Here is a 23,717-nt window from a genome sequence, read left to right as displayed (position 1 = left end):
GCACGATCATCACGATGTGCCACTGCTGGACGCCGAAGCGGTCCAGGTCCTCGGCACCGGTGCCGATGTTGAACAGCACCGCCACCCACTGCTCGCTGGAGTAGGCCATCAGCGCGCAGTACGCCAGGCAGATGACCAGGGCGATGATCGCCACGGTTTTCTGCAGGGCTGGCTTGAACATGCGCACCAGCAGGTCGACGCCGATGTGCGCACCGATGCGCACGCCCCAGGCCAGACCGACGAAGATCAGCCAGCCGAACATGGCCTTGGTCAGGGCCACGCTCCAGGTCATTTCCTGGGCGACATAAAGGATGCCGTCGCCAATGCTGAACATCGCATCGTTGGCGAACGGCAGGGAATCACCCAGGGCGTAGAAAACGCCGTAGAGGTTGTTGAATACCACGTACGAGAAGGTGACCAGGGTCATGCCTGCAAGCAGGAATGCCACCATCACCTCTTCGGCTTGGTTCCAGACACGAGCGACAGCGTGCATGGGTTATCTCCGTGTATGAGAGCGGTCGCGAGGCGACGTAAGAGACAGCGGCACCCGGGGCTCGGCAGCGGCGCTGCAGCCATCGGGTGTCGATATCGGCAAAGCGGGTGACGACCCCGTTCAGGAGTCGCCACCGGATGGCTCCAGGATGCGGAGCCGGGCGGCCTCAGTTGGCCTGGTTGGCGGCTTCGGCAGCCTTGATCAGATCGGCACCGATCTCGCCTTCGAACTTCTTCCACACCGGACGCATGGCTTCACGCCACAGTTCGCGCTGCTCGGGCGTCAGGGTGACGATTTCGGTGGTGCCGGCATCGAGGATGCGCTGCTTGTCTTTCTGGTTCAGCGCTTCGGCCTGCTTGTTCACCTCGACGGTGACCTCGGCCAGGATAGCGGTCAGCTCGGTGCGGATGTCTTCCGGCAGGCCGTCCCAGAACTTGGTGTTGGTGATCACCATGTAGTCCAGAACGCCGTGGTCGGACTCGGTGATGAACTTCTGCACTTCGTGCATCTTTTGGCTGTAGATGTTCGAGTAGGGGTTCTCGGCACCGTTGACCACGCCAGTCTGCAGGCCTTGATAGACCTCGGCGAAGCTCATCTTGCGCGGCGCGGCGCGCAGGGCCTTGAACTGCTCGTCGAGCACGGCGGAAGCCTGTACGCGGAATTTCAGACCACGGGCATCTTTCGGCTCGACCAGTTTCTTGTTGGCCGACAGCTGCTTCATGCCGTTGTGCCAGTAACCCAGGCCGGTGATGCCTTTGCTCTCCATGCTGGTCAGCAGGGATTTGCCTTCAGGGCTTTGCTGGAAACGATCGACGGCGCTGATGTCGTCGAACAGGAACGGCAGGTCGAAGATCTGGATCTGCTTGGTGTAATGCTCGAACTTGGCCAGGGACGGGGCGATGATCTGTACGTCACCGAGCAGCAGCGCTTCCATTTCCTTGCCGTCGCCGAACAGCGAGGAGTTCGGGTACACCTGCACGGTCACCTTGCCGTCCAGACGCTCGTCGACGAGCTTCTTGAACAGCAGCGCGCCCTGGCCTTTCGGAGTGTGCTCGGCAACCACGTGGGCGAACTTGATGGAGATTGGATCGGCAGCCTGGGCCAGGCCTGCGATGCTCAGCGACAGGGCGCAGACCAGCGCCTTGGCAGTGAAATTGAACATGGGATGCTTCCTCTTGTTATTGCCTGTCTTGTTGTTGGATGGCGCACCCTCGATGGGGGCGCTGAAACGAGCGAACAAGGGCAAGTCGAGGATTGCCGTGGAGACGGCAGCATCGGTTGGCAGCGATTGGCCTGGACTTGTACTTGTTTTTCGCTGGATCGGACTAGAGCAAGCGCTGTGCCAGGGTGTGGCGAAAATACGCAGGACAGCTTTGCGCAGGGCGCAAAGCCTTGCCCGGCATGGGGTGCTTGATTTGACGAGCTGATGACGCCAGCCCTTGCGGCTGGCGGTTTGCGGAGGGAGCGGCGAGGACGCTGAAAGAGTCGGCAATAATCCGCTTGTTTACTCGATGTCCTCTGGCGAGCTTCCGCCAGCATCCGCGAAGTTCAGCCCGTGCTTGCGCAGTTTGTCGTGCAGCGTCTTGCGTGGCACCCCCAGGGCTTCTGCCAGGCTACGCAGCGAGCCGTGATTGCGGGTCAGCTCAGCGGCGATCAGCGCGCGCTCGAAGGCCTCGACCTGCTCGCTCAGGCTTCCGGACAGGGGGGCGTTGTGCAGCGGGCTGTCATGGGACAGTTCCAGCCCAAGGTCCAGCCCCAGCGCGAAACGCTCGCCAGCGTTCTGCAGTTCCCGCACGTTGCCTGGCCAGGGATGACGCAGCAGCAGGGCACGTTGGCCAGGCTGCAGTTCGCGCTGGGTCAGGCCATGGCGGGTGCTGGCGTTGTTGGCGAAGTGCTGGAACAACACGAGGATGTCTTCGCCACGTTCGCGAAGTGGCGGAATACGCAGCGGCGCGACGTTCAGCCGGTAATACAGGTCAGCGCGGAAGCGGCCCTGATCGGCGGCGGTGCGCAGGTCTTCCTTGGTGGCCGCGATCACACGGATATCCAGGGGGATCAACTGGTTGCCACCGAGGCGCTCGACCACACGCTCCTGCAGCAGGCGCAGTAGCTTGACCTGCACCTCCAGGCTCATGCTCTCGATCTCGTCGAGGAACAGGGTGCCGCCGTTGGCGAACTCGAATTTGCCGATGCGGCGTTTCTGCGCGCCGGTGAAGGCACCAGGCTCGTGGCCGAACAGCTCGCTTTCCACCACCGACTCGGCTAACGCGCCAGCGTTGATGGCCACGAATGGCCCGTCACGTCGGCTCGACAGATCGTGCAGCGCACGCGCCACCACTTCCTTGCCGGCACCGGTTTCACCGAGGATCAGCACATCGGTGCTGATCCCCGCGAGGGAGCCGATCTGCTCGCGCAGGCGCTGGATCGCGGGCGAGTGACCGACCAGGCGAGCGGACAGTTGCTGGCGGTCGGCAAGGGCCAGACGCAGGCTGCGGTTGTCCAGCACCAGGCGCCGCAGGGCCAGGGCGCGGCGCACGCTTTCCAGCAGGTCTTCGCTGGCGAAGGGCTTCTCCAGGAAGTCGTAGGCGCCGGCGCGCATGGCCTGCACGGCCAGGGGCACGTCGCCATGGCCGGTGATCAGTAGAACCGGCAGCTCAGGGTCCTGTTCGTGCAGTTGCTTGAGCAGTTGCAGGCCGTCGACGCCGGGCATGCGGATATCGCTGACCACCACGCCGGGCCAGTCGCGGTCGATACGCTCGGCGAGGCCCTTGGCATCGGCCAGGGTGGTGACCTTGAGGCCGGCTAGGTCGAGGGTCTGGCTGAGGGCCTGGCGCAGGTGCGGGTCGTCGTCGATCAGTAGAACCTGGGTACGGGCGTCGATGATGGTCATACGGCGAAGTCCTCTGGCGGCTGGATGTTCACGCCGTTTTCGGCGCTGTGCAGGCGCAGGATCAGGTGAGCCCCCCCTTTGGGGTGGTTGCTGAATAGCAGCTCGCCACCCAGGGCGCGCATCAAGGTGTCGCAGATCGCCAGGCCGAGGCCGAGACCCTGGGCGCTGGTCTTGGTGGTGAAGAAGGGTTCCCGGGCGTGGGCCAGGGCCGTCTCGGAAAAGCCCGGACCGTTGTCGCGCAGGTGCAGCTCGACCAGATTGTCGTGCAGCTCGGTGCTGATCCAGATACGTCGCGGTTGTGCCCGTTCGCCGAGGGCATCGAGGGCATTGGCCAGCAGGTTGCTGAGCACCTGACGCAGGCGGGTTTCGCCGGCCTGGACCCAGAGCGTGGCATCGGGCAGGTCGCGGATAAGCTCCACGTCCATGGCACGACGGCGCTTGGCCAGTAGCGCCAGGGCATCGTCGATGGCCGGTTGCAGGGCCACGCTTTCCGGGGCATGGCGATCGCGCCGGGCGAAGGCGCGCAGGTGAGCGATGATCGAGGCCATGCGCTCGGTAAGCTGGCTGATCAGCTTGAGGTTGCCGCGAGCGTCTTCGGTGCGTTCGTGGTCGAGCAGTACCCCGGCGTTCTCCGCGTAGCTGCGGATGGCTGCCAGTGGTTGATTGAGTTCGTGGCTGATGCTGGCACTCATGGTGCCCAGGGCCGTTAGCTTGCTGGCTTGCACCAGTTCGTCCTGGGCCTGTACCAGTTCCTGCTGAGCCTGCTCGCGCTCCAGTACTTCCTGCTTCAGACGGCTGTTGAGGCGCTCAAGATCCTGGGTTCGCTCCTGCACGCGCTGCTCCAGTTCCTGACGGGCCCGGGTGCTCAGGGCGATGCGGTCGAGGTAGTGACGGCGTCGCTGCATCATCAGGCCGAGGAGCAGAATCAGCACCAGCAGGGCGCCGCCACCGATGGCCACCACGGTGCGTACCGAGCGATCGAGCACCACGCGGGGGGCGAGAATGCTGACGCTCCAGCCGGTCTCGTCGAGCACCCTGCTCTGGGTCAGCCAGACATCGGCATCGAGGTGCAGGGGCGGTGGCGATTGGGTCGGATACGGCTGGATGGCGGCGATGGAGGCGCGCTCGGCCTTGTCCAGCGGACGGCTGGCGTGAAACCGCCAGTCCGGTCGCGACGTGAGTATCACCACGCCATTGCCGTCGGTCACCAGTAGCTGTTCCGGGGTATTGCCCCACAGGCTCTCGGTGTGGTCGAGGTCGACCTTGATCACCATCACGCCAATCTTCTGGTTGCCATCGTAAACGGCGGAGGCGAAGTAGTAGCCACGCTTGCCGGAAGTCGTGCCAAGACCGAAGAAGCGTCCCAGGCGGCCAGCCAGGGCTTCCTGGAAGTAGGGCCGGAAGGCGAAGTTGCCACGCACGAAGGTGTCCTGCTGATCCCAGTTGGAGGCAGCCAGGGTTTCCCCGGCGGGGTTCATCAGGTAGATCACGTCGGCACCAGTCTGCTGGCGAACCCGTTTGAGCAGCTGATTGGCCGCGGCCTGGGCCGCTTCGTCTGCCGGCGTCGCGAGGACGGTACGCAGGCCTGGCAAGTCGCCAAGAATCGGTGGCAGTACCTCATAACGGCGCAAGGTGCCCAGCAGGTTGGCCACATACAGGTCGAGGGTCTGACGATTCTGCTCGGTCAGTTCGGCGCGGTAGTAACGCTCGGCGAGGTGCTGCAGCGGCCACAGCAACGGCGCCAGCAGCAGCGCCAGCAGGGCCAGGCTGCGCCAGCGTGGGCGTTTGGGCATGGTGGTGGGAATCGTGTTCATGAAGTAGGCGCCGGGAAGACCCGGGCATTATGAGCGCATAAGCTTTCAGCCGGGTAGCCCGGGTCGAGCCTGCGATGCTTGGCAAGAGCCGTGTATCGCTGCGCTCAACCCAGGCGGCGCAGTGGCGTCAGCGCGGGCTGTTCAGGCATTCCAGCAGGCCGTCCTGCCAGTCCGGCAGGCGTACGCCCCAGTCCTGCTCCAGACGAGTACCGTCCAGGCGCGAATTGAGGGGGCGCTGCGCGGGTGTCGGGTAGTCCGTGGTGGCAATCGGCGCCAGCTGCGCGACGGATCTGCCTTGGGCCTGCAACTGTGCGGCGATGGCTTCGGCGAAACCGAACCAGGAGGTCTCGCCGCGCGCGGTGAAGTGATAGAGACCCCAGGCATTGGTCTGCTGCGTTTGCCAGCGCTCGATCAACTGAGCGGTGGCCGCTGCGATGCTGCCTGCCCAGGTCGGTGCACCAACCTGATCGGCCACTACGCTGAGCTGCGCTCGATCCTGCAGCAGGCGCTGCATGGTCAACAGGAAGTTGCGTCCGTGCAGGGAATACACCCAGCTGGTTCGCAGGATCAGGTGCTTGCCACCGACCGCGGCGATGGCCTGCTCGCCGGCCAGCTTGCTGCGCCCGTAGACGCCCAGCGGATTGGGCGTGTCCTGCTCGTGGTAGGCAGCGGGGTTGCTGCCATCGAACACGTAATCGGTGGAGTAGTGGATCAGCGGCACGTCGAGGTCGGCCGCTTCCTCGGCGAGTACACCGGGAGCGCTGGCATTGATCGCGAAGGCCGCGTCCGGCTCGCTTTCTGCCGCATCGACCGCGGTGTGTGCGGCGGCATTGACGATCAGTTCAGGGCGCAGGTGGCGTACGGCGTCACGAACGCGCCCGGTATCGGCAAGGTCGAGTTGCTCTCTGCCCAGCACGATGAGTTCGTGATGCTGACCAAGCAGCAATTGCAGCTCGCGGCTGACCTGGCCGTGCTGGCCGAGCAGAAGGATCTTCATGGAAACAGCTCGGCGTCGTCGAAGCTCAGGCCCTGCTGATCCTTCGCCGAGAGTTTGGGATCGCCTTGCAGTTGCCAGTCGATGGCCAGCTTGGGATCGTCCCAGCGGATGCAGCGCTCGTGGGCCGGGGCGTAGTAATCGGTGGTCTTGTAGAGGAATTCGGCGAATTCGCTGAGCACCAGAAAACCATGGGCGAAGCCTTCCGGCACCCACATCTGGCGCTTGTTGTCCGCGGAAAGGTAGGCACCGACCCACTGGCCGAAGGTTGGCGACTGGCGACGCAGGTCAACGGCGACGTCATAGACCTCGCCTGCGCTGACGCGCACCAGCTTGCCCTGGGCCTGTTGCACCTGATAGTGCAGGCCGCGCAACACCCCGCGCTGCGAGCGGGAATGGTTGTCCTGCACGAAGGTGGGGTTCAGGCCGGTCGCTTCGGTGAAGGCCTGGGCATTGAAACTCTCGAAGAAGAAGCCCCGCTCATCACCGAACACCTTGGGTTGCAGAATGAGTACATCGGGGATTTCGGTTTGGATGACTTGCATCAATTGTCCTCGGCCAGCCCGAACAGGTACTGGCCATAGCCGGTTTTGCCGAACGCCTTGGCCTGTTGCAGCAGGCGGTCACGATCGATCCAGTCCTGCCCGTAGGCGATTTCTTCCAGGCAGGCGACCTTCAGACCCTGGCGGTGCTCGATGGTTTGCACGTATTGCGAGGCTTCCAGCAGGCTGTCGTGGGTGCCGGTGTCGAGCCAGGCGAAGCCACGGCCGAGGCGTTCCACGCGCAGATCGCCGCGCTGCAGGTAAGCGTTGTTGACGTCGGTGATTTCCAGTTCGCCACGTGCCGAGGGTTTGACCGCCTTGGCGATCTCGATCACGTCGTTGTCGTAGAAGTACAGCCCGGTCACCGCATACTGAGAGCGCGGTTGCGCCGGTTTTTCCTCGATGGAAATGGCCTGGCCCTGGGCATCGAACTCGACCACGCCGAAGCGCTCGGGATCGCGCACCCAGTAGCCGAACACGGTGGCGCCCTTGTCCGCTGCGGCCGCACGCAGCAGTTTCTCGGTGAAGTGCTGACCATGGAAGATATTGTCGCCAAGGATCAGGCACACCGAGTCGTCACCGATGAACGACTCGCCAATGATGAAGGCGCGTGCCAGGCCATCCGGCTCGGGCTGTTCGGCGTAGCTCAGTTGCAGGCCGAACTGGCTGCCGTCGCCAAGCATCTTCTGGAACTGCGGCAGGTCGTGGGGCGTGGAAATGATCAGGATCTCGCGGATGCCGGCCAGCATCAGCACCGAAAGCGGGTAGTAGATCATCGGCTTGTCGTAGATCGGCAGCAACTGCTTGGACACGCCCAGGGTGATCGGGTGCAGACGGGTGCCGGAGCCTCCGGCGAGAATGATGCCTTTCACTGTTGTTGCTCCTTGGGGGCGCCGAGCCGCTCACGCTGATAGCTGCCGTCCTGTACGCGGCGGCACCAGTCGAGGTTGTCCAGGTACCAGCGCACGGTCTTGCGCAGGCCGCTGGGGAAGGTCTCTTGCGGTGTCCAGCCCAGCTCGCGTTCGATCTTGCTGGCGTCGATGGCGTAGCGCAGGTCATGACCGGGGCGGTCGGTGACGAAGGTGATCTGCTCGCGGTAGGAGCCCGCCGCGCGCGGCTGAAGCTCGTCGAGCAGGTCGCAGATGGCATGCACCACGTCGAGGTTCTTCTGCTCGTTGTGGCCGCCGATGTTGTAGGTCTCGCCAATCGCGCCGCGGCTGACCACTTGCAGCAGGGCCCGGGCGTGATCCTCGACGAACAGCCAGTCGCGCACCTGCTGGCCGTTGCCATATACCGGCAGCGGTTTGCCATCCAGGGCATTGAGGATGACCAATGGGATCAGCTTCTCCGGGAAGTGATACGGGCCGTAGTTGTTCGAGCAGTTGGTCAGCAGCACCGGCAAGCCATAGGTGCGCTGCCAGGCGCGCACCAGATGGTCCGAGGCGGCCTTGCTGGCCGAGTAGGGCGAGCTGGGGGCGTAGGGCGTCTGCTCGGTGAACAGATCGTCGACGCCGTGCAGGTCGCCGTACACCTCGTCGGTGGAAATGTGGTGGAAGCGGAATGCCTGACGGCGCTGTTCGTCCAGCCCCAGCCAGTAGGCGCGGGTAGCCTCGAGCAGGGCGTAGGTACCGACGATGTTGGTCTGGATGAACGCCGCCGGGCCGTCGATGGAACGGTCGACGTGGGACTCGGCAGCCAGGTGCATGATGGCGTCCGGCTGAAAGTGCTGCAGGGCATCGGCCACTGCGGCCTGATCGCCGATGTCCGCCTGCACGAAGCGGTAGCGCGGGTCGTTCTCGACCTGCTGGAGGGATTCCAGATTGCCGGCGTAGGTCAGCTTGTCGAGATTGAGCACCTCATGATCGGTATCGTTGATCAGGTGGCGAATCAGCGCGGAGCCGATGAAGCCCGCGCCGCCGGTGACGAGAATGCGCATTGAAGATAGCCCGACGGTAAAAGTGTGAAGTATGCCTGCCCGGCAGGTTTTGCGTACAGCGGGCAAGCCCCGGCCGCTTCCGTGAGCCGGGTGCGGCTGGCGGTTTACAGCCGCGCGCTGGAAAAGGTGTCGCAGGCACTGACCTGGCCACCCTCGAAACCGGTGGTGAACCAGCGCACGCGCTGCTCCGACGTGCCGTGGGTGAAGGAGTCCGGCACCACCCTGCCACGGGCCTGTTGCTGCAGGCGGTCATCGCCGATGGCGTTGGCGGCGTTCAGGGCTTCCTCCAGGTCGCCGGGTTCGAGCCAGTCCAGGCGCCGCTGCGCATGGTGTGCCCAGATACCTGCCAGGCAGTCTGCCTGCAGCTCCTGGCGAACCAGCAGACCGTTGGCACCCTCCAGATTCTCGCCGCGCTGGCGCGCCGCGTTGACCTTGGCGGAGACGCCCAGCAGGGTCTGCACGTGGTGGCCGACCTCGTGAGCGATCACATAGGCCTGGGCGAAGTCGCCAGCCGCGCCGTAGCGCTGCTCCAGATCGCGGAAGAAGCTCAGGTCCAGATAGACCTGCTTGTCGCCCGGGCAATAGAAGGGGCCCACCGCCGAACTGGCGAAGCCGCAAGCGGAGTTCACACCGCCATCGAACAGCACCAGCGTCGGGTCCTGATACTGGCGATTGGCGGACTGGAAGATAGCGCGCCAGGTGTCTTCGGTATCGCCGAGAACCGCCCGCACGAATTGCGACTGTTCGTCATCCGCCGCTGGCTGCTCCGTCTGGCTGGTGGAATAGCCGCCCGACTGGCCAGCCAGTTGGCCGAGAATCTGTAACGGATCCTGGCCCATCAGCAGGCCGACCACCACGACGATGGCGATACCGCCCAGGCCCAGGCCGCGGCCACCGCCAAAGCGCGACCCACCGCTGCCGCGGGCATCCACCACGTTGTCACTGCGTCGTGCTCGTTTCCAGCGCATGGCATTGTCCTTTCAATCAGTTGCCCGGGTAGCTACTGACCACGCTTTCCTCGCCTCGTGCGTCCAGGCCGATGACCTGGTAGGCATCGCGGATGTCGCCGCGCTCCATGCCCGGCGAGCCGGTGGGCATTCCAGGTGCGGCGATGCCGAGCAGATCCGGGCGCTGGCGCAGGGTGAGGATGTCCGCCGCCGGGACATGGCCCTCGACGAATTTGCCGTCGATCACAGCGGTGTGACAGGAGCCCAGGTGCTCGGGCACGCCGAGGCGCTGTTTGACCCTATGCATGTCGGTCTCGACATGGTCGTTGACCTGGAAGCCGTTGGCCTGCAGATGGCTGATCCAGCCCTTGCAGCAACCGCAGTTGGCATCGCGGTGGACGTCGATGGTCGGTGGCTCGGCGGCCTGGGCTATGCCGGCGAACAGGCCGGCCAGCAGAAGCAGTGGGCGCATGCTGGAATCCTCGATTGGGTTGCACGAGCATAGCGCCGCGACGATGCATTTACCTCATTCGATGGCTTCGTAGGGCAACCCCACGTAATTCTCGGCGATGCTGGTGCGGCCCGCCTCGGAGCCGACGAAGTAATCCAGTTCGGTCTGGCGCATGCGCACGGTGAAGGCGTCGGTATCCGGAAAATTGTGCAGCAGCCCGGTCATCCACCAGGAAAACCGCTCGGCCTTCCAGACTCGCCGCAGGCAGATCGCCGAGTAGCGTTCGAGCAGCTCGGTACGGCCTTCGCGGTAAACCTTGAGCAGGATGCGGTACAGCGTGTTGACATCGCTGGCGGCCAGGTTGAGGCCCTTGGCGCCGGTCGGCGGGACGATGTGCGCCGCGTCGCCGAGCAAGAACAGGCGACCATACTGCATGGGCTCGACGACGAAGCTGCGCAGCGGGGCGATGCTTTTCTCGATGGACGGGCCGGTCACCAGACTGGCCGCGGTTTCGCTTGGCAGGCGCGCTCTGAGTTCGTCCCAGAAACGCTCGTCCGACCAGTCCTCCACCTGCTCCTCGAGCCCCACCTGCACGTAGTAGCGGGTGCGCGTCGCCGACCGCATGCTGCACAGGGCGAAGCCGCGCGGGTGGCTGGCGTAGATCAGTTCTTCGGCCACCGGCGGGGTGTCGGCGAGGACGCCAAGCCAGCCGAACGGATAGACCCGCTCGAACACCTGCAGGGTTTCAGCGGGAATCGATTGCCGCGACACACCATGAAAGCCGTCGCAGCCGGCGATGTAGTCACAGTCGAGGCGCTGCTCGATGCCATCCTTGCGGTAGGTGACGTGGGGCGAGCCGTCCTTCAGGTCGTGCAGGCGTACGTCGCTGACTTCGTAGTGAGTGGTAGCACCGCTGGCTGCGCGGGCGTCCATCAGGTCGCGGGTGACTTCGGTCTGGCCATAGATCATCACCGTCTTGCCGCCGCTCAGGCCCTTGAGATCGATGCGTTCGCGACGGCCGTCGAAGGCCAGCTCGAAACCGTCATGCACCAGCCCCTCTCGATCCATGCGTGCGCCCACGCCAGCTTCGCGCAGCAGATCCACCATGCCCTGTTCGAGCACCCCGGCGCGTATGCGGCCGAGCACGTAGTCGGGCGTTTGCCGTTCGAGAATGACGGTGTCGATGCCCGCCTCGTGCAGTAACTGGCCGAGCAGCAGGCCGGATGGACCGGCTCCGATAATGGCGACGGAGGTTTTCATGGGTTGTCCTCGATATTGTTGTTTGGACCCTTTGTGCTTGTATTTTTGATTGGACTTGGCCGGCGGATAAGGCAAATTCACGTCGTTTACTTGGACTTTCATAAACTCCGTTCGCCTATCGGCCATTTCTTCGAGGAGGGCGCCATGAGCCAGCAGCAGATCGCCGTGCCGGCATTCAAACTGTATGGCGATGCGCTGGAGTGGCCGACCCCCGACCTGCTGCACTGCGAGTCGATTCCCAAACGCAGCCGCCTGCATGACTGGGTGATCGAGCCCCATCGCCATCCGGATCTGCTGCAACTGCTGTATCTGCGCCGTGGCTGGGCGCTGATCGAGGTGGAGGGCGTGCAGTCGCGTATCGAAGAGGCCGCGCTGCAGGTCTTGCCGCCGCTGTGCGTGCATGGTTTCCAGTTTTCCGATGACGTGGACGGCTACGTGCTGACGCTGGCCGCGCCACTGGTAGCGCAACTGGAGGTGCATCTCGGCGCGCAGCATCCGGTTTTCAGCGCACCCGCGCTGTATCCGGCGGGCGGCGATCAGGGCTATCTGGATAGCCTGTTCGACGCCATCGACGGCGAGTACGGGCAGAGCGCACCGGCACGCAACCTGCTGCTGCAGTCGCTGGTCGGCGTGCTGGCGGTCTGGCTAGGGCGCCAGGTGCTGGTGCGCCAGGCCGCTGATCGGCCGGCGCGCGGTGAGCAGCATCTGACCGCCTTCACACGCTTGGTGGAGCTGCATTTCCGTGAGCAGCTGTCGATCGAGGAGTACGCCAGGCGCCTCGGCATCACCACGGCGCACCTCAACAGCATGACCCGTCGTTACGCCGGGCAGAGCGCCCAGGCCCTGGTGCATCAACGCCAACTGCTGGAAGCCAAGCGCCTGCTGGTGTATTCGTCGATGACCCTCAGCCAGATCGCCGACGCCCTGCAGTTTTCCGAGCCCGCGTATTTCTCGCGCTTCTTCAAGCGCCTGACCGGCCAGACGCCCAGCGCCTTTCGGCAGCAGCGTTGAGTGGCCTATGCTCAACTGACCTTGGAGGGTCATGCCATGTTGTTCGCCCGTATTTTTCTCGCTGTGCAGATTCTCGTGCTCGCCGGATTCGGCGTGGCGTATTTCCTGCGCCCTCAGGAGATGGGCGCGGTCAGCGGCATGCTGCTGATGGAGGCCGCTGCGGTGACCGATGTGCGGGCCTATTACGGCACCCTGCAAATCGGCGTGGCGGTTTTTCTCGGCCTGGGGCTGTGGCTGCGCGACCTCACCCGACCGGCGCTGATCCTGCTGCTGGTCGTCTACGCCAGCCTGGCGCTGGGGCGCATCGCCGGCCTGTGGCTCGATGGCGGCGCGCAGCAGACGTTCAATCTCTGGGCCGCGCTGTTCGAGGTGGTGTCAGCCGCTCTGGCAGGCTGGGCACTGCAGCGCTGGCGAGCGGTATGATGGGGCTTCCTACGAGGGGGGCGAGGGCGTGATGTACAAATCCGGACAGCGGGTACTGGCAGCGTTGCGGCAGATGATCGCGTCTGGCGAGCTGGTGGCCGGCGAGCGTATCGCCGAGATCCCTACCGCCGAACGGTTGCAGGTTTCCCGTACGCCCGTGCGCATCGCCTTTCGCACGCTCGAACAGGAGGGTTTGCTCTGCAAGGCGCCTGGCCGCGGTTACACGGTACGCGCGGTGACCGACGACGATATCGCGGGCGCCGTGGAGGTCCGCGGCGTGCTGGAGGGGCTGGCGGCGCGCCAGGCGGCCGAGCGAGGCCTGTCCGAAGCCATTCGTAGCCGTCTGCATGCCTGCCTGGTGGAAGGCGATCGCCTGTTCGAGAAAGGCCATGTGGTGATGGAGGAGCTGGAGATCTACCACGACCTCAACAAACGCTTTCACCAAGCGATCATCGAAGCCAGCGGCAACAGTGCCATCGCCGTGGCCCTCTCGCGCAACAACCATCTGCCGTTCGCTTCGGTCAGTTCCCTGGCGGTGGATGGCAACGACATGCCGCGCGAATACCGGCGCTTCAGCTTCGCCCATATGCAGCATCACGCCGTCTACGACGCGCTGATCAACGGCCAGGGCGCCCGCGCCGAAGGCATCATGCGCGAGCACGCCAACGCCACGCTGCGTTACGCCCGTACGGTGCAACTGGGGGATTCGAGCGAGACGGCGATGACCGTGTTGCGGCATGGCTGAACCCTGCATTCGCCGCGCACTCGAGGGTGATGCCGAAGCGCTGAGTCGGGTGATCGTGGAGACCCTGCGGCTCAGTAATGCCGAGGATTATCCACCCGAAGTGATCGACCGGGTGGTGGATAATTTCGACGTCGCTGGCGTGCGTGCACTGATGGCCTCGCGGCAGGTATTCGTAGCGCTCGATGAGGCCCGAGTGGTGGCCACTGCGAGCCTGGCGGACGATGTGGTCAGGTCAGTGTTCGTGTTGCCCGAGATGCAGGGCCGTGGTCTGGGCAAGGCGCTGATGAACCATGTCGAAAGCGTGGCGCGTGATGCCGGCGTTCACCGACTGCTGGTGCCGGCTTCGCTGACGGCCGTGGGCTTCTACTCGGCCCTCGGTTACAGCGTGGTACGTGAAGTCGTCGAAGGTGACGAGCGAACCCTGGTGATGGCCCGCCCGATCGGTGATGGCTGATCGCCCCAGCACGCTGTCGGAGATTCGACTTGGTGGGCTGAAGCCCACCCTACCGTGAGCTCAGGCCGTGGATTCGATTTGGTGGGTTGAAGCCCACCCTGCCGAGGGCTCAGGCCGTGGATTCGATTTGGTGGGTTGAAGCTCACCCTGCCGAGGGCTCAGGCCGTGGATTCGATTTGGTGGGTTGAAGCTCACCCTGACGAAGGCTCGGGCTGTAGGGTGGGCTTCAGCCCACCATCGCTGGCGGCAGGGATCAGATATCCAGCACCAGCCGCGCGCTCTTCGAGCGTGAGCAGCAGGGCGTGAACTGGTCGTTGGCGGCCTGTTCGTCCTCGGTGAGGAACAGGTCACGATGGTCCGGCTCACCTTCCAGGACGCGGGTCAGACAGGTGCCGCAGATGCCTTGCTCGCAGGACACCGGAATCTCCACGCCGATGCCACGCAGCACCTCCACCACACTGATCCCTACCGGTACCTGCAGCACATCGCCGCTGCTGGCCAACTGAATCTCGAAGCCCTCCTGAGGCTGGTCATCGGTTTCGGCGCTGAAGTATTCGCGGTGCAGGTTGTCGCCTGCCCAGCCCAGGTTGCGGGCGCTGTCGAGCACATGCTCCATGAAGCCGCCGGGGCCGCACACGTACAGATGGGTTGTCGCCTGCGGCGTGCCGATCAGCGCTGCGCTGTCCGGACGTTTACCGGGGTCGCCTTCATCGAAGTGCAGGTGCACGCGGTCGGCGAACGGCGATTGCCGCAAGCGTTCCACGAAGGCGGCCTGCTGCGCCGAGCGAGCGAAGTAGTGCAGGGTGAAGTCGGCGCCGGTATGGCTCAAGCGTTCGGCCATGCAGAGGATCGGGGTAATGCCGATGCCGCCAGCCATCAGCAGGTGACGGCTGGCATCGTGCTGCAGCGGGAACAGATTGCGCGGCTCGCTGATGCTCAGCCTGACACCTTGCTGCAAGCCATGCATGGCCCTGGATCCACCGCGGGACTCGGCGCTTTGCAATACGGCGATCTGGTAGCGATGACGCTCTTCAGGATGGTTGCACAGCGAGTACTGGCGAATCAGCCCATCGGGAAGGTGCACGTCGATGTGAGCACCCGCGCTGAAGGCCGGCAGGGGGGCATCATCTTCACGGGCCAGGTCGAAGCTGAGAATGTTCTGGGCCTGCTGCTCGATGGATTTGACGACGACGTCGATCATGATGGTTCTCTCACGAAAATTCGCTCCGCTCCCCACATCGGTGGCGAGCGCTACGGGCGGACGAGGTCTCAGCCGACCTGGCGGACGTCGATCTTCTGGGCGGCGCTGGGCTGTTCCTCGTTGATCAGGCGTTCGATGATGCGCCGCGACTGCACGCCGCCGGCGTCGATATTGAGCTTGAGCAACTGGCGCTCGGGCTGCCAGAGCAGGTTGCGCTGCTGCAGTTCGAGCATCTCCAGGTCTTCGCTGAAGATCTTGCCCTGCCCTTCGCGAATGCTGTCGGTGAGGGCCTGGTCCTCGGGCTTGAAGCTGCGTGCCATGCCCCAGAAGTACCAGATCGAGGTATCGCTCTCGGGGGTGATGAAGTCCACCACCACGCTGGCCGCCTTGACCTCCGTGGGTGCCTCGTAGCCGCCATGGCCGGCATGAGCCACACCGACTTCGATCATCACGTGGCTGGGCGGGCTGAAGCGGCAGATCTGCCAGCGGTCCACCGGTACATCCTCGGCCAGGCCATTGCCACGCAGCGCCATGCGCCAGAAAGGCGGGGCCATGATGTTTTCCATATGGCGGCTGGTGATCACTTCATCGCCTTCCACCTTGGTGACGGGTGGGGCCTCGTCGATTTCCTTCTGGCCGATGCTCGACGCGTGCACGTAGGTCTCGTGGGTCAGGTCCATCAGGTTGTCGATCATCAGGCGGTAATCGCAGTTGATGTGAAACAGGCCGCCGCCATATGCCCACTCTGGGTTTTGCGCCCATTCCAGGTGGTGAATGGTGGCCGGATCGGCCAGTTCCTGATCGCCCGTCCACACCCAGATGAAACCGTGGCGCTCCACTGCAGCGAAACGGCGGATGCCCGGGAAGCCACGAACGCGCTGGCCAGGCATGGCCACGGTCTTGCCTTCGCAGCCCATCTCCAGGCCGTGATAGCCGCAGATCAGGTTGCCGTTCTCCACATAGCCGAGCGACAGCGGCGCTCCGCGGTGCGGGCAGAAATCTTCGAGTGCCACGACCTGCGCATCGGCGCCTCGATAGAAGACGATCTTTTCTCCGCAGATCTGCCGGCCGAGGGGCTTTTCGGCGATCTCGTCAGGGGTGCATGCGACATACCAGGCGTTTTTCGGGTACATGAGTGACCTCTATTCTTGTTGGTGTTATTGGATCCAATGGTTGATTTTTAAACAGCCTAATGTCAATGGCCGTTCGGAAAAATAGTTAACAAAACAAACTGTCCGATCATCGAACGTAATATTCAGATCAGCCAAGTAGGCCTGGCACCCGGTTTTCGGGCATCGCATCGATTCAGAGCCGTCCAAGGGCTTTTTCAGGCAGTTTCCATGGATTGAGAGTTGGATCCATTTCTGCGAGTTTGCTGTTCAGCTGTTCCCCATAAAAACAATCAAGGGTTTGCGCTGATGAACCATCCTTTCTCCTTTCTGGACGTCGCTGCCGTGGGCAGCCTCCGCTCGCCTGCACCCGCACGTCACCCGCTCGCGTTCTCCACCTTCGATGCGGGAGGTGCGCAATGAGCGATCTCAGGCAGGTCGTCGACCAGGGGCCGATGCGCGGCTTTCAGTGGGTCGCCATCGGGGTGTGCATCGTCCTCAACATGATCGATGGCTTCGATGTGCTGGTAATGGCCTTCACGGCGTCGTCGGTGGCGGCGGAGTGGCAGCTCAGTGGTGCCGAGATCGGCCTGCTGCTCAGTGCCGGTCTGCTTGGCATGGCGGCCGGTTCGCTGTTCATCGCGCCCTGGGCGGATCGTATTGGCCGGCGCCCGCTGATCCTGCTGTGTCTGGTGGTTTCCGGCACCGGTATGCTGCTGTCGTCTCTGAGCCAGACGCCCACCCAGCTGGCGCTGCTGCGCGGCCTAACGGGTCTGGGTATCGGCGGCATTCTGGCCAGCAGCAACGTGATCGCCAGCGAGTACGCCTGCAAGCGCTGGCGTGGTCTGGCGGTCAGCCTGCAGTCCACCGGCTATGCGCTGGGCGCCACACTCGGCGGCCTGCTGGCGGTGTGGTTGCTGTCGCAATGGGGCTGGCGTTCGGTGTTCTTCGCGGGTGGTCTGATGACCTTCGCGGCCATTCCGCTGGTGCTGCTGTGGCTGCCCGAATCCCTGGATTTCCTGCTGTCCAAGCGGCCAGCGAAGGCGCTGGTACGGGTCAACGCGCTGGCGGTTCGCCTGGGGCAGCCGAGCCTTGCAGCACTGCCGCCGTTGCCGGCGGGGGAGCAGGGCAGAGGTGGATCATTCGCACGCCTGTTCGGCCCCGAGCAGCGTCGCAGTACCTTCCTTATCTGGCTACTGTTCTTCCTGGTGATGTTCGGCTTCTACTTCATCATGAGCTGGACGCCCAAGCTGCTCACCTCTTCCGGCCTGTCGGTGCAGCAGGGCGTAACGGGGGGTGTATTGCTGAGCATCGGCGGGATCTTCGGTGCGGCGCTGCTCGGCCTGCTGTCGGCACGTTTCTCCCTGGCCCGGGTGCTGGCGTCGTTCATGCTCATCACCGCGGTGATGCTGGTGGTGTTCACCAGCATCGGCTCGTCGTTCACGGCCGCTCTGTGCATGGGGCTGCTGATCGGCCTGTTTTCCAACGGCTGCGTGGCCGGCCTTTACGCGCTCTCGCCACTGATCTATGGCGCTTCGGTGCGCGCCACCGGGGTGGGTTGGGCCATCGGTATCGGGCGAGGTGGCGCGATCCTGTCGCCGACCGTAGCTGGTTTCATGCTCGATGGCGGTTGGCAGCCTCTGCAGCTGTACACCTGGTTCGCGCTGGTGTTCGTGGCGGCTGCACTCCTGTTGCTGACCCTGCTGCCCGCGCAGAAAGCCGGCGGGTTGAAGCCTGCGCAAGCGTGATCATCGTGCAGCGCGAGGCGCATGCCTCCCGCTACCACTTTTATCACCACAATCTCGCTGGCCCGCCTTGGGCCAGGCTTCTCGGCTTTGGCGATGAAGGGGGCTGGTGATTCCGGCCCTCTCTGCCTCGTTTCATCGGCCGACATGCTGGTGTCAGCCAGAAGCGTGCTGCTCGACCGATCGACAGATGAGCTTGCCGTCCGGCATGCGCAGGGCTGCATCATCGATCGGCGCGACGCGAGACCTGTCTGGTCTCATCCTTCTCCATGAGTGGTGAGCTGTATCGAGCGGATGGGGGTGGCCTGCTTTATTTGAATATAATTATTGTAATTTGATAATTTATTTCTAATAATCGGCGCGCACTTACCTCCCCATAAGGAAATACCCGTATGAATACCCACATCACTGGCCTGGCCCGGAAGCGGTTGCGCTGGGTCGGCATACTCGCCGCCATGCTGGCTTGGGGCATGGGCGCGATCGAGTTCATCAGCTATGTCGCCATCTGGGTCAGTGACAGGAATGGAATGCTCACCGTCATCCTCAGCGCCTTCGCCAATGGGGTATCACCGCTGCTCGATCCTTTCACCGACGCTGGCGAGGTATGGATCAATCCCGGGTTGATGCTCTCACCGCTGAGTGCGGCACTGATCATCGTCCTCGATGCCCTGCCTCAGGTGCTGGTGGCCTACATGCTGTGGCTGACCGGAGTGTTTTTCCTGCGCCTGTCGAGAGGCGAAACCTGGACCGACCGCAACGTACGCATGCTCTGGATCATCGGCGTGCTGTGCATCATTTCTCCGGCCACATTCCCCATCGCATTGACCTTGCAGAGCCTGGCGCTGTCCATCGATCTGCCCGCTGGAGAGCGCATCGTTCACGTTTCGGCAGGCATGTCTTCCTACGCGGCTTCCGAGGTGGTCAAGGGCATACTGCTCTGTTCGTTTTCCACTATCATGCGCGACGCCAAAGTGCTCAGCGACGAGCAGAGCCAATACATATAGAACAATGAAATGACCATTATCATTCGTCTTGACGTTGTCATGGCCAAACGCAAAATTCGCTCGAAGGAGCTCGCCAGCACCCTGGGAATCACCGAGGCGAATCTGTCGTTGCTGAAAAATGGCAAGGTCAAGGGAATGAAGATGGAAACGCTGGCCAAGCTTTGCGCCGCGCTGGATTGCCAGCCCGGTGACCTGCTGGAATATCAGAAAGACTGAGCTCCCTCGAATCACGGCGCCCTGCGATGCCGGGGGGCTGACTCACGAGGCACGGCTCTTCGTCGCGCAATGGCACTTACATGAATCGATACAGACTCTTCGCGCTGCTATGTCTGCTCGCGCTGGTCAGCGGCTGCGCCAGCAAAATGGATGTGGCGATCAATGCGACCCCCGACCCCGATTACCCTTTCGACCGAAATGCCGCGGTACTGGTGACCACCGCCGACGGTGACGATGAAAATGCTCTCAATGCCCGCTACTACCTGCATGACATGGTCAGCGCATTGAAGGGGGAGGGCTTTCGCAATGTCTTCACCGATCGCACCCGTCCATCCGTCGACACGGCGGCGGACCTGACCTTCACCCTCGATGTCGGCAGCAAGCGCACCCGCTACCGCTATACCGCCAACGATTACGGGCAGGTCACGACGCATACCTCGACCGTCTGCCGGGAAGACAGGAAGAGCAAGAAGAAGGACAAACGCCTCATCTGTACCCATACACCGCAAAGCCACTATGGCGTGGTGGGAACTTCGGAGCGCACCGGTCAGACCACCCGTTCGACATTCACCCTGACGGCCTGGGACCGGCACCTGCGGCGAATCGTGTATCGGCTGCGGGTTACGGCCTACAACGAGAACTGCCAGAACGGCAAGGTCGAAGCCTTTCTGGTGCAGCAGGGCCTGCAGTACCTGAATTTCCACGAACGTATCGAGCAGAAGCGAACGGTCGCGTTGCCTGAAGGCCGCGGCTGCTAACACAGGCCCACGGTCTCGGATGAGCGCTGCATCCTGCGCATCATTGGTCACCACTGCCAGCGATGCGCGAGCACCGACTGGCCTGGTGATGATGGACTCCAATCATGCCGCGTCGCGGGTAGTTGGCTCTCGCCGAGGCCCGTCACCAGAGCGCCAGGGTGTAGTCGATGTGCAGGCGGGTCTGGTTCTCGTCGCGAAACGATGCGGCAGTGGGGAAATCATTGCGGTAGATCGAGTGACGTGCCTTGAGCCCGACGCCCTTGAAGGTGCCGCTTTGAATCACGTAGCCCACTTCCAGCTGCAGTTCCCGCTCCTTGAGGTCGCTGCCGCCGAGGGCGACCAGTTCGATGTTGTCGCCACGCAGATAGCGCAAGCGGGTCTTCAGACCCGGAATGCCGGTAGTGGCGAAGTCGTGATCGTAGATCGCCTGCCAGGTGCGTTCTTTCGGATTGACGAAGTCCGAGCTCATCGCCATTTCGCTGATCACCATCGACTCCGTGCCGGAAATGTAGGGTTTGGCGCTGTCGCCGCTCTGGTGCATGTAGCCCAGCGTGAAACGATGGCCGTCGATGGCGTAGGCGAATTGCGCCGCCAGGTTGCGGTTGTCGACCTTGCCGGCCCTGGCGCTGCCGTCCTCGCCGCTGTCGAAAGCACGTAGATCGGTGCTCAATACGCCGGGGCCAATGGGCAGCTCGTGCAGCAGACCAAGGTATTCCTGGCGATACAGTTCGGCGACTTCGGTGTGGTAGGCACGCAGTTTCAGGCGTTGGCTGACTTGATAGTCGCCCCCGAAAAATACCGCGTGCGAGCTTTCGGCTGTCGGGTTGAAGCGTCGGTTCGGCGAGGCGACCGTCATCGCCTGGTAGTTGCTGGAGTCGCGGCGGTTGATGCGATCGAGATAGCCAGCGTGCAGCGTCAGGTCGTCGACGTCCATGGACTGCAGATACGCGCCGCGAAATGACTGCGGTAGCAGCCTGGCCGGACTGGCGACGATAGAGGGCAGGAACGGCGAGACATCGCCCACTTTCAATACGCTCTTGCCGGCGCGTACCTTGGCCGTAGGCGCCAGGCGTGAATATTCGTCCGCCGCGCGGCCCGTGCTGGCCGATACCGGCAGCAGCTCGGTGCCGCTGCGCTCAGGCGAGGAGTCCAGCTTGACGCCCAGCAGGCCGGTAACATCCAGGCCGAAGCCGATCTCGCCAGGTGTGTAGCCCGATTCCATCTTCAGGATGAAGCCCTGGGCCCATTCGCGGGCCGCGGATTTTGCCCCGTCATCCTTGTAGTCCCGGTCCATGTAGTAGTTGCGTGTGGTCAGCTTGGCGGTGCTTTCTTCGATGAACCCTTGCGCCACGGCGTTGCCAGCCAGTGCCCAGGGGGCCAACAGAATGCCCAGTAGAGGGACGCCGTAGCGCCAGTGGATAGAAGGCGGAGTCGTGGTGGTATTCACCCGATGGGTCTGCATGTCATTGTCCTTTTATTCTTGTTGTTGGCGCGTTGTGGCGGCAGCCTCTCGGAGGGGCCTGTGCCGGTGCAGGAATGCGTGCCTGCTGGGTGGCGAGAATGGAAAGGCAATGACGGGCGGTCAATGTGCGGTGATCGATAATCGAACGTTAAAATTGTTAATTATTTTTAGTTTTAATCGTTTCCTTTGGGTAAGTGGCTGATTCCTATCCGGTAATCGCTCGAAGCAGCATTCAATGAAGATTACTTTCGTTATTCATTATCTTTGTTAATCTTTTCATGGGTCTTCAAACGACTACCCGTCACGGGCGGTAATCGGCCGTTTTCGGGGGCGGATACAACAACAATAAAATCGAGGTTTATCCATGGACACGCCATCGCGTCGCTCGACGCTGACCGTCACGCTGTGTTTCATCGTCGCGCTCATCGAAGGGCTGGATCTGCAGTCGGCAGGTATCGCTGCCGCCGGAATTCGCCAGGCCTTCGAGCTCGATCAGAAAATGATGGGCTGGATGTTCAGTGCCAGCATCATCGGCCTGCTGCCCGGCGCCTTCTTCGGGGGCTGGCTGGCCGATCGCATCGGTCGCAAGCGAGTGTTGATCGGTGCAGTGATCATCTTCGGCATCTTTTCCCTGTGGACGGCCTATGTCGGCAGTGTCAATGCGCTGCTGCTGGCGCGCTTCATGACCGGCCTGGGCCTTGGTGCGGCATTGCCCAACCTGATCGCGCTGTGTGCCGAGGCCGTCGACGAGCGGCGTCGCGGTACGGCCATCAGCATCATGTACTGCGGTGTTCCTCTGGGGGGGGCGATCGCGGCGGTGGTCGGCATGCTCGGTGGTGAAAGCTGGCAGGCGGTGTTCATCGTCGGCGGCGTGGCGCCGTTGCTGGTAGCGCCCCTGCTGATGGTGCTGCTGCCCGAGTCCCGGGATTTCCGTGAGCAGCGCCAGAGTGCGGTGCCGGTTCGCGAATCCACCCTGCACGCGCTGTTCGGCGAGAACCGTGCGGGTGCAACGCTGGCCCTGTGGGTCAGCTACTTCTTCACCCTCACCGTGATGTACATGCTGCTCAACTGGCTGCCTTCGCTGCTGCTCGAACAGGGTTTCAGCAAGTCCCAGGCCGGCACCATCCAGATGCTGTTCAACATCGGCGGCGCTATGGGTTCGCTGCTGGGCGGGGTATTGCTGGATCGTCGTGGTCGCACTGGCGTGGTCCTGTTCGTCTATGGCGGCGTGCTGGCATCCCTGGCCGGCCTGGGGCTGGCCTCGGGCATGCTGGCCATGGCGATCGCCGGGTTCGCCGCCGGGCTGTTCGTCATTGCCGCACAATTGGTGCTCTACGCACTGGCTCCGCCCACCTATCCGACCTCGGTGCGCGCTACCGGTGTTGGCGCTGCGGTGGCGATAGGTCGTCTGGGTTCGGTATCCGGGCCGTTGGCTGCCGGGCAGATCCTGGCAGCAGGTGCCGGTACCGCCGGCGTATTGCTGGCCGCCTCGCCCGGGTTGGTGATCGCCGCGCTGGTGGTGCTCGGCATGAGTCGTCGACGAGCTGCCGATGCGCCTGTGGTTTCGCCGACTTCCCACTGAGAGGGCCGTGCCGATGAAAAGACTGACAGCTGTACTGGCAATCATCCTGAGCCTGGCAGGCGGCCTGGCCTGCGCCGATGTGAATGCACCGCCGCCGATAAAGCTCGAACCCCTGGCGCGTTTCACCGTGAATCTGGAGGCGCCGGTCTGGGAACTGGGCGCCGTCGGCCCGCAAGGCCAGCGGCGAATCATCCCGATCACCAGCGGTCATTTCGAGGGGCCCGGCTTCAAGGGCAAGATCCTCGACAACGGCGCGGACTGGCAACTGGTCGACAGCAATGGCCTGGCCATCATCGATACCCGTTACCTGCTGCAGACCGATGATGGCGCGCTGCTCTATCTGCAGACCAAAGGCTATCGCCATGGGCCAGCCGAGGTATTGCGCAAGGTCGCCAGAGGCGAGCCGGTGGATCCGTCGCAGTACTACTTCCGGGTGACCCTGCAGTTCGAAACCAGTGATCCTAATTACAGCTGGCTCAACGGCATGGTCGGCGTAGGCAGTGCCATGCGCCTGCAGAAGGCCGTGGTCTATGACGCCTTTCTGGTGAAGTGAGTGAAAGGCGCGGTGGCCCTATGGTCGCCGCACTTTTCCACAGGCAATAAAAAACCCGCCGAAGCGGGCTTTTACTGACCAATGCCAACATCCTGTCGGCGCGCCATCCTGGCTATGGTCATGTCGT

At 63.2% G+C, this 23,717-nt stretch carries 24 protein-coding genes; 10 read left to right on the top strand and 14 right to left on the bottom strand.

Translation table 11 applies throughout. From position 1 onward, the window contains the following. The 11 genes from QRN22_RS21115 to pobA form a co-directional block, all read right to left on the bottom strand. The coding region (locus QRN22_RS21115) for a TRAP transporter small permease (protein WP_285403967.1) at window positions 1-493 on the bottom strand (493 nt) is incomplete at its 3' end. Window positions 494-659: 166 nt separating this feature from the next. After that, window positions 660-1,655, bottom strand: coding sequence for a C4-dicarboxylate TRAP substrate-binding protein DctP (gene dctP / locus QRN22_RS21110; protein WP_042556739.1), 996 nt, complete (start codon window positions 1,653-1,655; stop codon window positions 660-662). A 342-nt stretch (window positions 1,656-1,997) separates the two neighbouring features. Next, window positions 1,998-3,383 carry a sigma-54-dependent transcriptional regulator gene (locus tag QRN22_RS21105; protein WP_042556741.1) on the bottom strand — a complete coding sequence of 462 codons (1,386 nt, stop codon included), beginning with the start codon at window positions 3,381-3,383 and terminating at the stop codon, window positions 1,998-2,000. Continuing rightward, the gene (locus tag QRN22_RS21100; RefSeq protein ID WP_179539259.1) at window positions 3,380-5,197 is read right to left on the bottom strand and encodes a sensor histidine kinase; all 1,818 of its coding nucleotides are present in this window, start codon (window positions 5,195-5,197) and stop codon (window positions 3,380-3,382) included. The genes QRN22_RS21105 and QRN22_RS21100 overlap by 4 nt, the downstream gene beginning before the upstream one ends. Before the next feature lie 127 nt (window positions 5,198-5,324). Continuing rightward, the gene (rfbD, locus tag QRN22_RS21095) at window positions 5,325-6,194 is read right to left on the bottom strand and encodes a dTDP-4-dehydrorhamnose reductase (RefSeq protein WP_042556742.1); all 870 of its coding nucleotides are present in this window, start codon (window positions 6,192-6,194) and stop codon (window positions 5,325-5,327) included. Continuing rightward, window positions 6,191-6,736 carry a dTDP-4-dehydrorhamnose 3,5-epimerase gene (gene rfbC, locus QRN22_RS21090; RefSeq protein WP_042556743.1) on the bottom strand — a complete coding sequence of 182 codons (546 nt, stop codon included), beginning with the start codon at window positions 6,734-6,736 and terminating at the stop codon, window positions 6,191-6,193. The genes rfbD and rfbC overlap by 4 nt, the downstream gene beginning before the upstream one ends. Continuing rightward, window positions 6,736-7,605, bottom strand: coding sequence for a glucose-1-phosphate thymidylyltransferase RfbA (gene rfbA, locus QRN22_RS21085; protein WP_042556744.1), 870 nt, complete (start codon window positions 7,603-7,605; stop codon window positions 6,736-6,738). Before rfbA ends, rfbC begins: the two co-directional genes overlap by 1 nt. Beyond that, window positions 7,602-8,669, bottom strand: a complete 1,068-nt coding sequence (gene rfbB / locus QRN22_RS21080; RefSeq protein ID WP_042556745.1) for a dTDP-glucose 4,6-dehydratase — start codon at window positions 8,667-8,669, stop codon at window positions 7,602-7,604. Before rfbB ends, rfbA begins: the two co-directional genes overlap by 4 nt. A 104-nt stretch (window positions 8,670-8,773) precedes the next feature. Continuing rightward, on the bottom strand, window positions 8,774-9,637 hold the full coding sequence (gene ypfJ, locus QRN22_RS21075; protein ID WP_042556746.1) for a KPN_02809 family neutral zinc metallopeptidase: 864 nt from the start codon (window positions 9,635-9,637) through the stop codon (window positions 8,774-8,776). A gap of 16 nt (window positions 9,638-9,653) precedes the next feature. Next, window positions 9,654-10,088, bottom strand: a complete 435-nt coding sequence (locus QRN22_RS21070) for a DUF411 domain-containing protein (RefSeq protein ID WP_042556747.1) — start codon at window positions 10,086-10,088, stop codon at window positions 9,654-9,656. Between the two features lie 54 nt (window positions 10,089-10,142). After that, on the bottom strand, window positions 10,143-11,327 hold the full coding sequence (pobA, locus tag QRN22_RS21065; protein WP_042556748.1) for a 4-hydroxybenzoate 3-monooxygenase: 1,185 nt from the start codon (window positions 11,325-11,327) through the stop codon (window positions 10,143-10,145). A 144-nt stretch (window positions 11,328-11,471) separates the two neighbouring features. Here pobA and QRN22_RS21060 point away from each other — a divergent pair, with 144 nt between their 5' ends. The 4 genes from QRN22_RS21060 to QRN22_RS21045 are packed head-to-tail and all read left to right on the top strand — an operon-like array spanning window position 11,472 to window position 13,960. Beyond that, window positions 11,472-12,338 (top strand): helix-turn-helix domain-containing protein, encoded by an 867-nt coding sequence (locus tag QRN22_RS21060; RefSeq protein WP_042556749.1) that lies wholly within the window; start codon window positions 11,472-11,474, stop codon window positions 12,336-12,338. A 36-nt stretch (window positions 12,339-12,374) separates the two neighbouring features. Continuing rightward, the gene (locus QRN22_RS21055; protein ID WP_042556813.1) at window positions 12,375-12,761 is read left to right on the top strand and encodes a DUF4345 domain-containing protein; all 387 of its coding nucleotides are present in this window, start codon (window positions 12,375-12,377) and stop codon (window positions 12,759-12,761) included. 31 nt (window positions 12,762-12,792) lie between these two features. Next, window positions 12,793-13,506, top strand: a complete 714-nt coding sequence (locus QRN22_RS21050) for a GntR family transcriptional regulator (RefSeq protein ID WP_042556750.1) — start codon at window positions 12,793-12,795, stop codon at window positions 13,504-13,506. Continuing rightward, complete coding sequence (locus tag QRN22_RS21045) at window positions 13,499-13,960, top strand: GNAT family N-acetyltransferase (protein ID WP_042556751.1); 462 nt, start codon at window positions 13,499-13,501, stop codon at window positions 13,958-13,960. The genes QRN22_RS21050 and QRN22_RS21045 overlap by 8 nt, the downstream gene beginning before the upstream one ends. Window positions 13,961-14,213: 253 nt before the next feature. Here the strand turns inward: QRN22_RS21045 and QRN22_RS21040 are convergent, their stop codons facing one another. Together QRN22_RS21040 and QRN22_RS21035 are read right to left on the bottom strand one after the other, a co-directional pair. Continuing rightward, the gene (locus QRN22_RS21040) at window positions 14,214-15,161 is read right to left on the bottom strand and encodes a PDR/VanB family oxidoreductase (protein ID WP_042556752.1); all 948 of its coding nucleotides are present in this window, start codon (window positions 15,159-15,161) and stop codon (window positions 14,214-14,216) included. A 68-nt stretch (window positions 15,162-15,229) separates the two neighbouring features. Then, entirely contained in the window at window positions 15,230-16,294 is a 1,065-nt protein-coding gene (locus QRN22_RS21035; protein ID WP_042556753.1) for a Rieske 2Fe-2S domain-containing protein, read from the bottom strand. Window positions 16,295-16,689: 395 nt separating this feature from the next. Between QRN22_RS21035 and QRN22_RS21030 the strand changes: the two genes are divergently transcribed. The 4 genes from QRN22_RS21030 to QRN22_RS21015 all read left to right on the top strand — a co-directional run bounded on the left by QRN22_RS21030 (window position 16,690) and on the right by QRN22_RS21015 (window position 19,993). Beyond that, complete coding sequence (locus tag QRN22_RS21030; RefSeq protein WP_042556754.1) at window positions 16,690-18,018, top strand: MFS transporter; 1,329 nt, start codon at window positions 16,690-16,692, stop codon at window positions 18,016-18,018. 389 nt (window positions 18,019-18,407) lie between these two features. Next, window positions 18,408-19,019: a hypothetical protein gene (locus QRN22_RS21025; RefSeq protein ID WP_042556755.1), complete on the top strand. Its 612-nt coding sequence runs from the start codon at window positions 18,408-18,410 to the stop codon at window positions 19,017-19,019. A gap of 9 nt (window positions 19,020-19,028) precedes the next feature. After that, window positions 19,029-19,235, top strand: a complete 207-nt coding sequence (locus tag QRN22_RS21020) for a helix-turn-helix domain-containing protein (RefSeq protein WP_042556756.1) — start codon at window positions 19,029-19,031, stop codon at window positions 19,233-19,235. 80 nt (window positions 19,236-19,315) lie between these two features. Next, window positions 19,316-19,993, top strand: a complete 678-nt coding sequence (locus QRN22_RS21015; RefSeq protein ID WP_042556757.1) for a hypothetical protein — start codon at window positions 19,316-19,318, stop codon at window positions 19,991-19,993. A gap of 142 nt (window positions 19,994-20,135) precedes the next feature. On the opposite strand, the gene QRN22_RS21010 is transcribed toward QRN22_RS21015, so the two are convergent. Then, window positions 20,136-21,455: an OprD family porin gene (locus QRN22_RS21010; RefSeq protein WP_082045931.1), complete on the bottom strand. Its 1,320-nt coding sequence runs from the start codon at window positions 21,453-21,455 to the stop codon at window positions 20,136-20,138. Window positions 21,456-21,819: 364 nt separating this feature from the next. On the opposite strand from QRN22_RS21010, the gene mhpT reads away from it, so the two are divergent. After that, complete coding sequence (gene mhpT, locus QRN22_RS21005) at window positions 21,820-23,037, top strand: 3-(3-hydroxy-phenyl)propionate transporter MhpT (RefSeq protein ID WP_042556758.1); 1,218 nt, start codon at window positions 21,820-21,822, stop codon at window positions 23,035-23,037. A gap of 13 nt (window positions 23,038-23,050) precedes the next feature. Beyond that, complete coding sequence (locus QRN22_RS21000) at window positions 23,051-23,590, top strand: DUF3237 domain-containing protein (protein ID WP_042556759.1); 540 nt, start codon at window positions 23,051-23,053, stop codon at window positions 23,588-23,590. The last annotated feature ends 127 nt before the right edge of the window (window positions 23,591-23,717 follow it).

The organism is Pseudomonas sp. MEJ086 (assembly GCF_030209025.1).
Classification (GTDB): Bacteria; Pseudomonadota; Gammaproteobacteria; order Pseudomonadales; family Pseudomonadaceae; genus Aquipseudomonas; species Aquipseudomonas fulva_A.
This window is presented reverse-complemented; position numbering and strand designations above follow the sequence as displayed.

What these genes read in the sequence shown, in the direction of transcription:
- QRN22_RS21060 (WP_042556749.1), top strand. Translation starts at nt 11,472, where the DNA reads ATGAGCCAGCAGCAGATCGCCGTGCCGGCATTCAAACTGTATGGCGAT.
- QRN22_RS21040 (WP_042556752.1), bottom strand. Translation starts at nt 15,161, where the DNA reads ATGATCGACGTCGTCGTCAAATCCATCGAGCAGCAGGCCCAGAACATT.
- QRN22_RS21015 (WP_042556757.1), top strand. Translation starts at nt 19,316, where the DNA reads ATGAATCGATACAGACTCTTCGCGCTGCTATGTCTGCTCGCGCTGGTC.
- mhpT (WP_042556758.1), top strand. Translation starts at nt 21,820, where the DNA reads ATGGACACGCCATCGCGTCGCTCGACGCTGACCGTCACGCTGTGTTTC.
- pobA (WP_042556748.1), bottom strand. Translation starts at nt 11,327, where the DNA reads ATGAAAACCTCCGTCGCCATTATCGGAGCCGGTCCATCCGGCCTGCTG.
- rfbB (WP_042556745.1), bottom strand. Translation starts at nt 8,669, where the DNA reads ATGCGCATTCTCGTCACCGGCGGCGCGGGCTTCATCGGCTCCGCGCTG.
- QRN22_RS21055 (WP_042556813.1), top strand. Translation starts at nt 12,375, where the DNA reads ATGTTGTTCGCCCGTATTTTTCTCGCTGTGCAGATTCTCGTGCTCGCC.
- QRN22_RS21100 (WP_179539259.1), bottom strand. Translation starts at nt 5,197, where the DNA reads ATGAACACGATTCCCACCACCATGCCCAAACGCCCACGCTGGCGCAGC.
- QRN22_RS21010 (WP_082045931.1), bottom strand. Translation starts at nt 21,455, where the DNA reads ATGCAGACCCATCGGGTGAATACCACCACGACTCCGCCTTCTATCCAC.
- QRN22_RS21030 (WP_042556754.1), top strand. Translation starts at nt 16,690, where the DNA reads ATGAGCGATCTCAGGCAGGTCGTCGACCAGGGGCCGATGCGCGGCTTT.
- rfbD (WP_042556742.1), bottom strand. Translation starts at nt 6,194, where the DNA reads ATGAAGATCCTTCTGCTCGGCCAGCACGGCCAGGTCAGCCGCGAGCTG.
- QRN22_RS21025 (WP_042556755.1), top strand. Translation starts at nt 18,408, where the DNA reads ATGAATACCCACATCACTGGCCTGGCCCGGAAGCGGTTGCGCTGGGTC.
- QRN22_RS21000 (WP_042556759.1), top strand. Translation starts at nt 23,051, where the DNA reads ATGAAAAGACTGACAGCTGTACTGGCAATCATCCTGAGCCTGGCAGGC.
- QRN22_RS21050 (WP_042556750.1), top strand. Translation starts at nt 12,793, where the DNA reads ATGTACAAATCCGGACAGCGGGTACTGGCAGCGTTGCGGCAGATGATC.
- dctP (WP_042556739.1), bottom strand. Translation starts at nt 1,655, where the DNA reads ATGTTCAATTTCACTGCCAAGGCGCTGGTCTGCGCCCTGTCGCTGAGC.
- QRN22_RS21045 (WP_042556751.1), top strand. Translation starts at nt 13,499, where the DNA reads ATGGCTGAACCCTGCATTCGCCGCGCACTCGAGGGTGATGCCGAAGCG.
- QRN22_RS21035 (WP_042556753.1), bottom strand. Translation starts at nt 16,294, where the DNA reads ATGTACCCGAAAAACGCCTGGTATGTCGCATGCACCCCTGACGAGATC.
- rfbC (WP_042556743.1), bottom strand. Translation starts at nt 6,736, where the DNA reads ATGCAAGTCATCCAAACCGAAATCCCCGATGTACTCATTCTGCAACCC.
- QRN22_RS21070 (WP_042556747.1), bottom strand. Translation starts at nt 10,088, where the DNA reads ATGCGCCCACTGCTTCTGCTGGCCGGCCTGTTCGCCGGCATAGCCCAG.
- QRN22_RS21020 (WP_042556756.1), top strand. Translation starts at nt 19,029, where the DNA reads ATGACCATTATCATTCGTCTTGACGTTGTCATGGCCAAACGCAAAATT.
- QRN22_RS21105 (WP_042556741.1), bottom strand. Translation starts at nt 3,383, where the DNA reads ATGACCATCATCGACGCCCGTACCCAGGTTCTACTGATCGACGACGAC.
- ypfJ (WP_042556746.1), bottom strand. Translation starts at nt 9,637, where the DNA reads ATGCGCTGGAAACGAGCACGACGCAGTGACAACGTGGTGGATGCCCGC.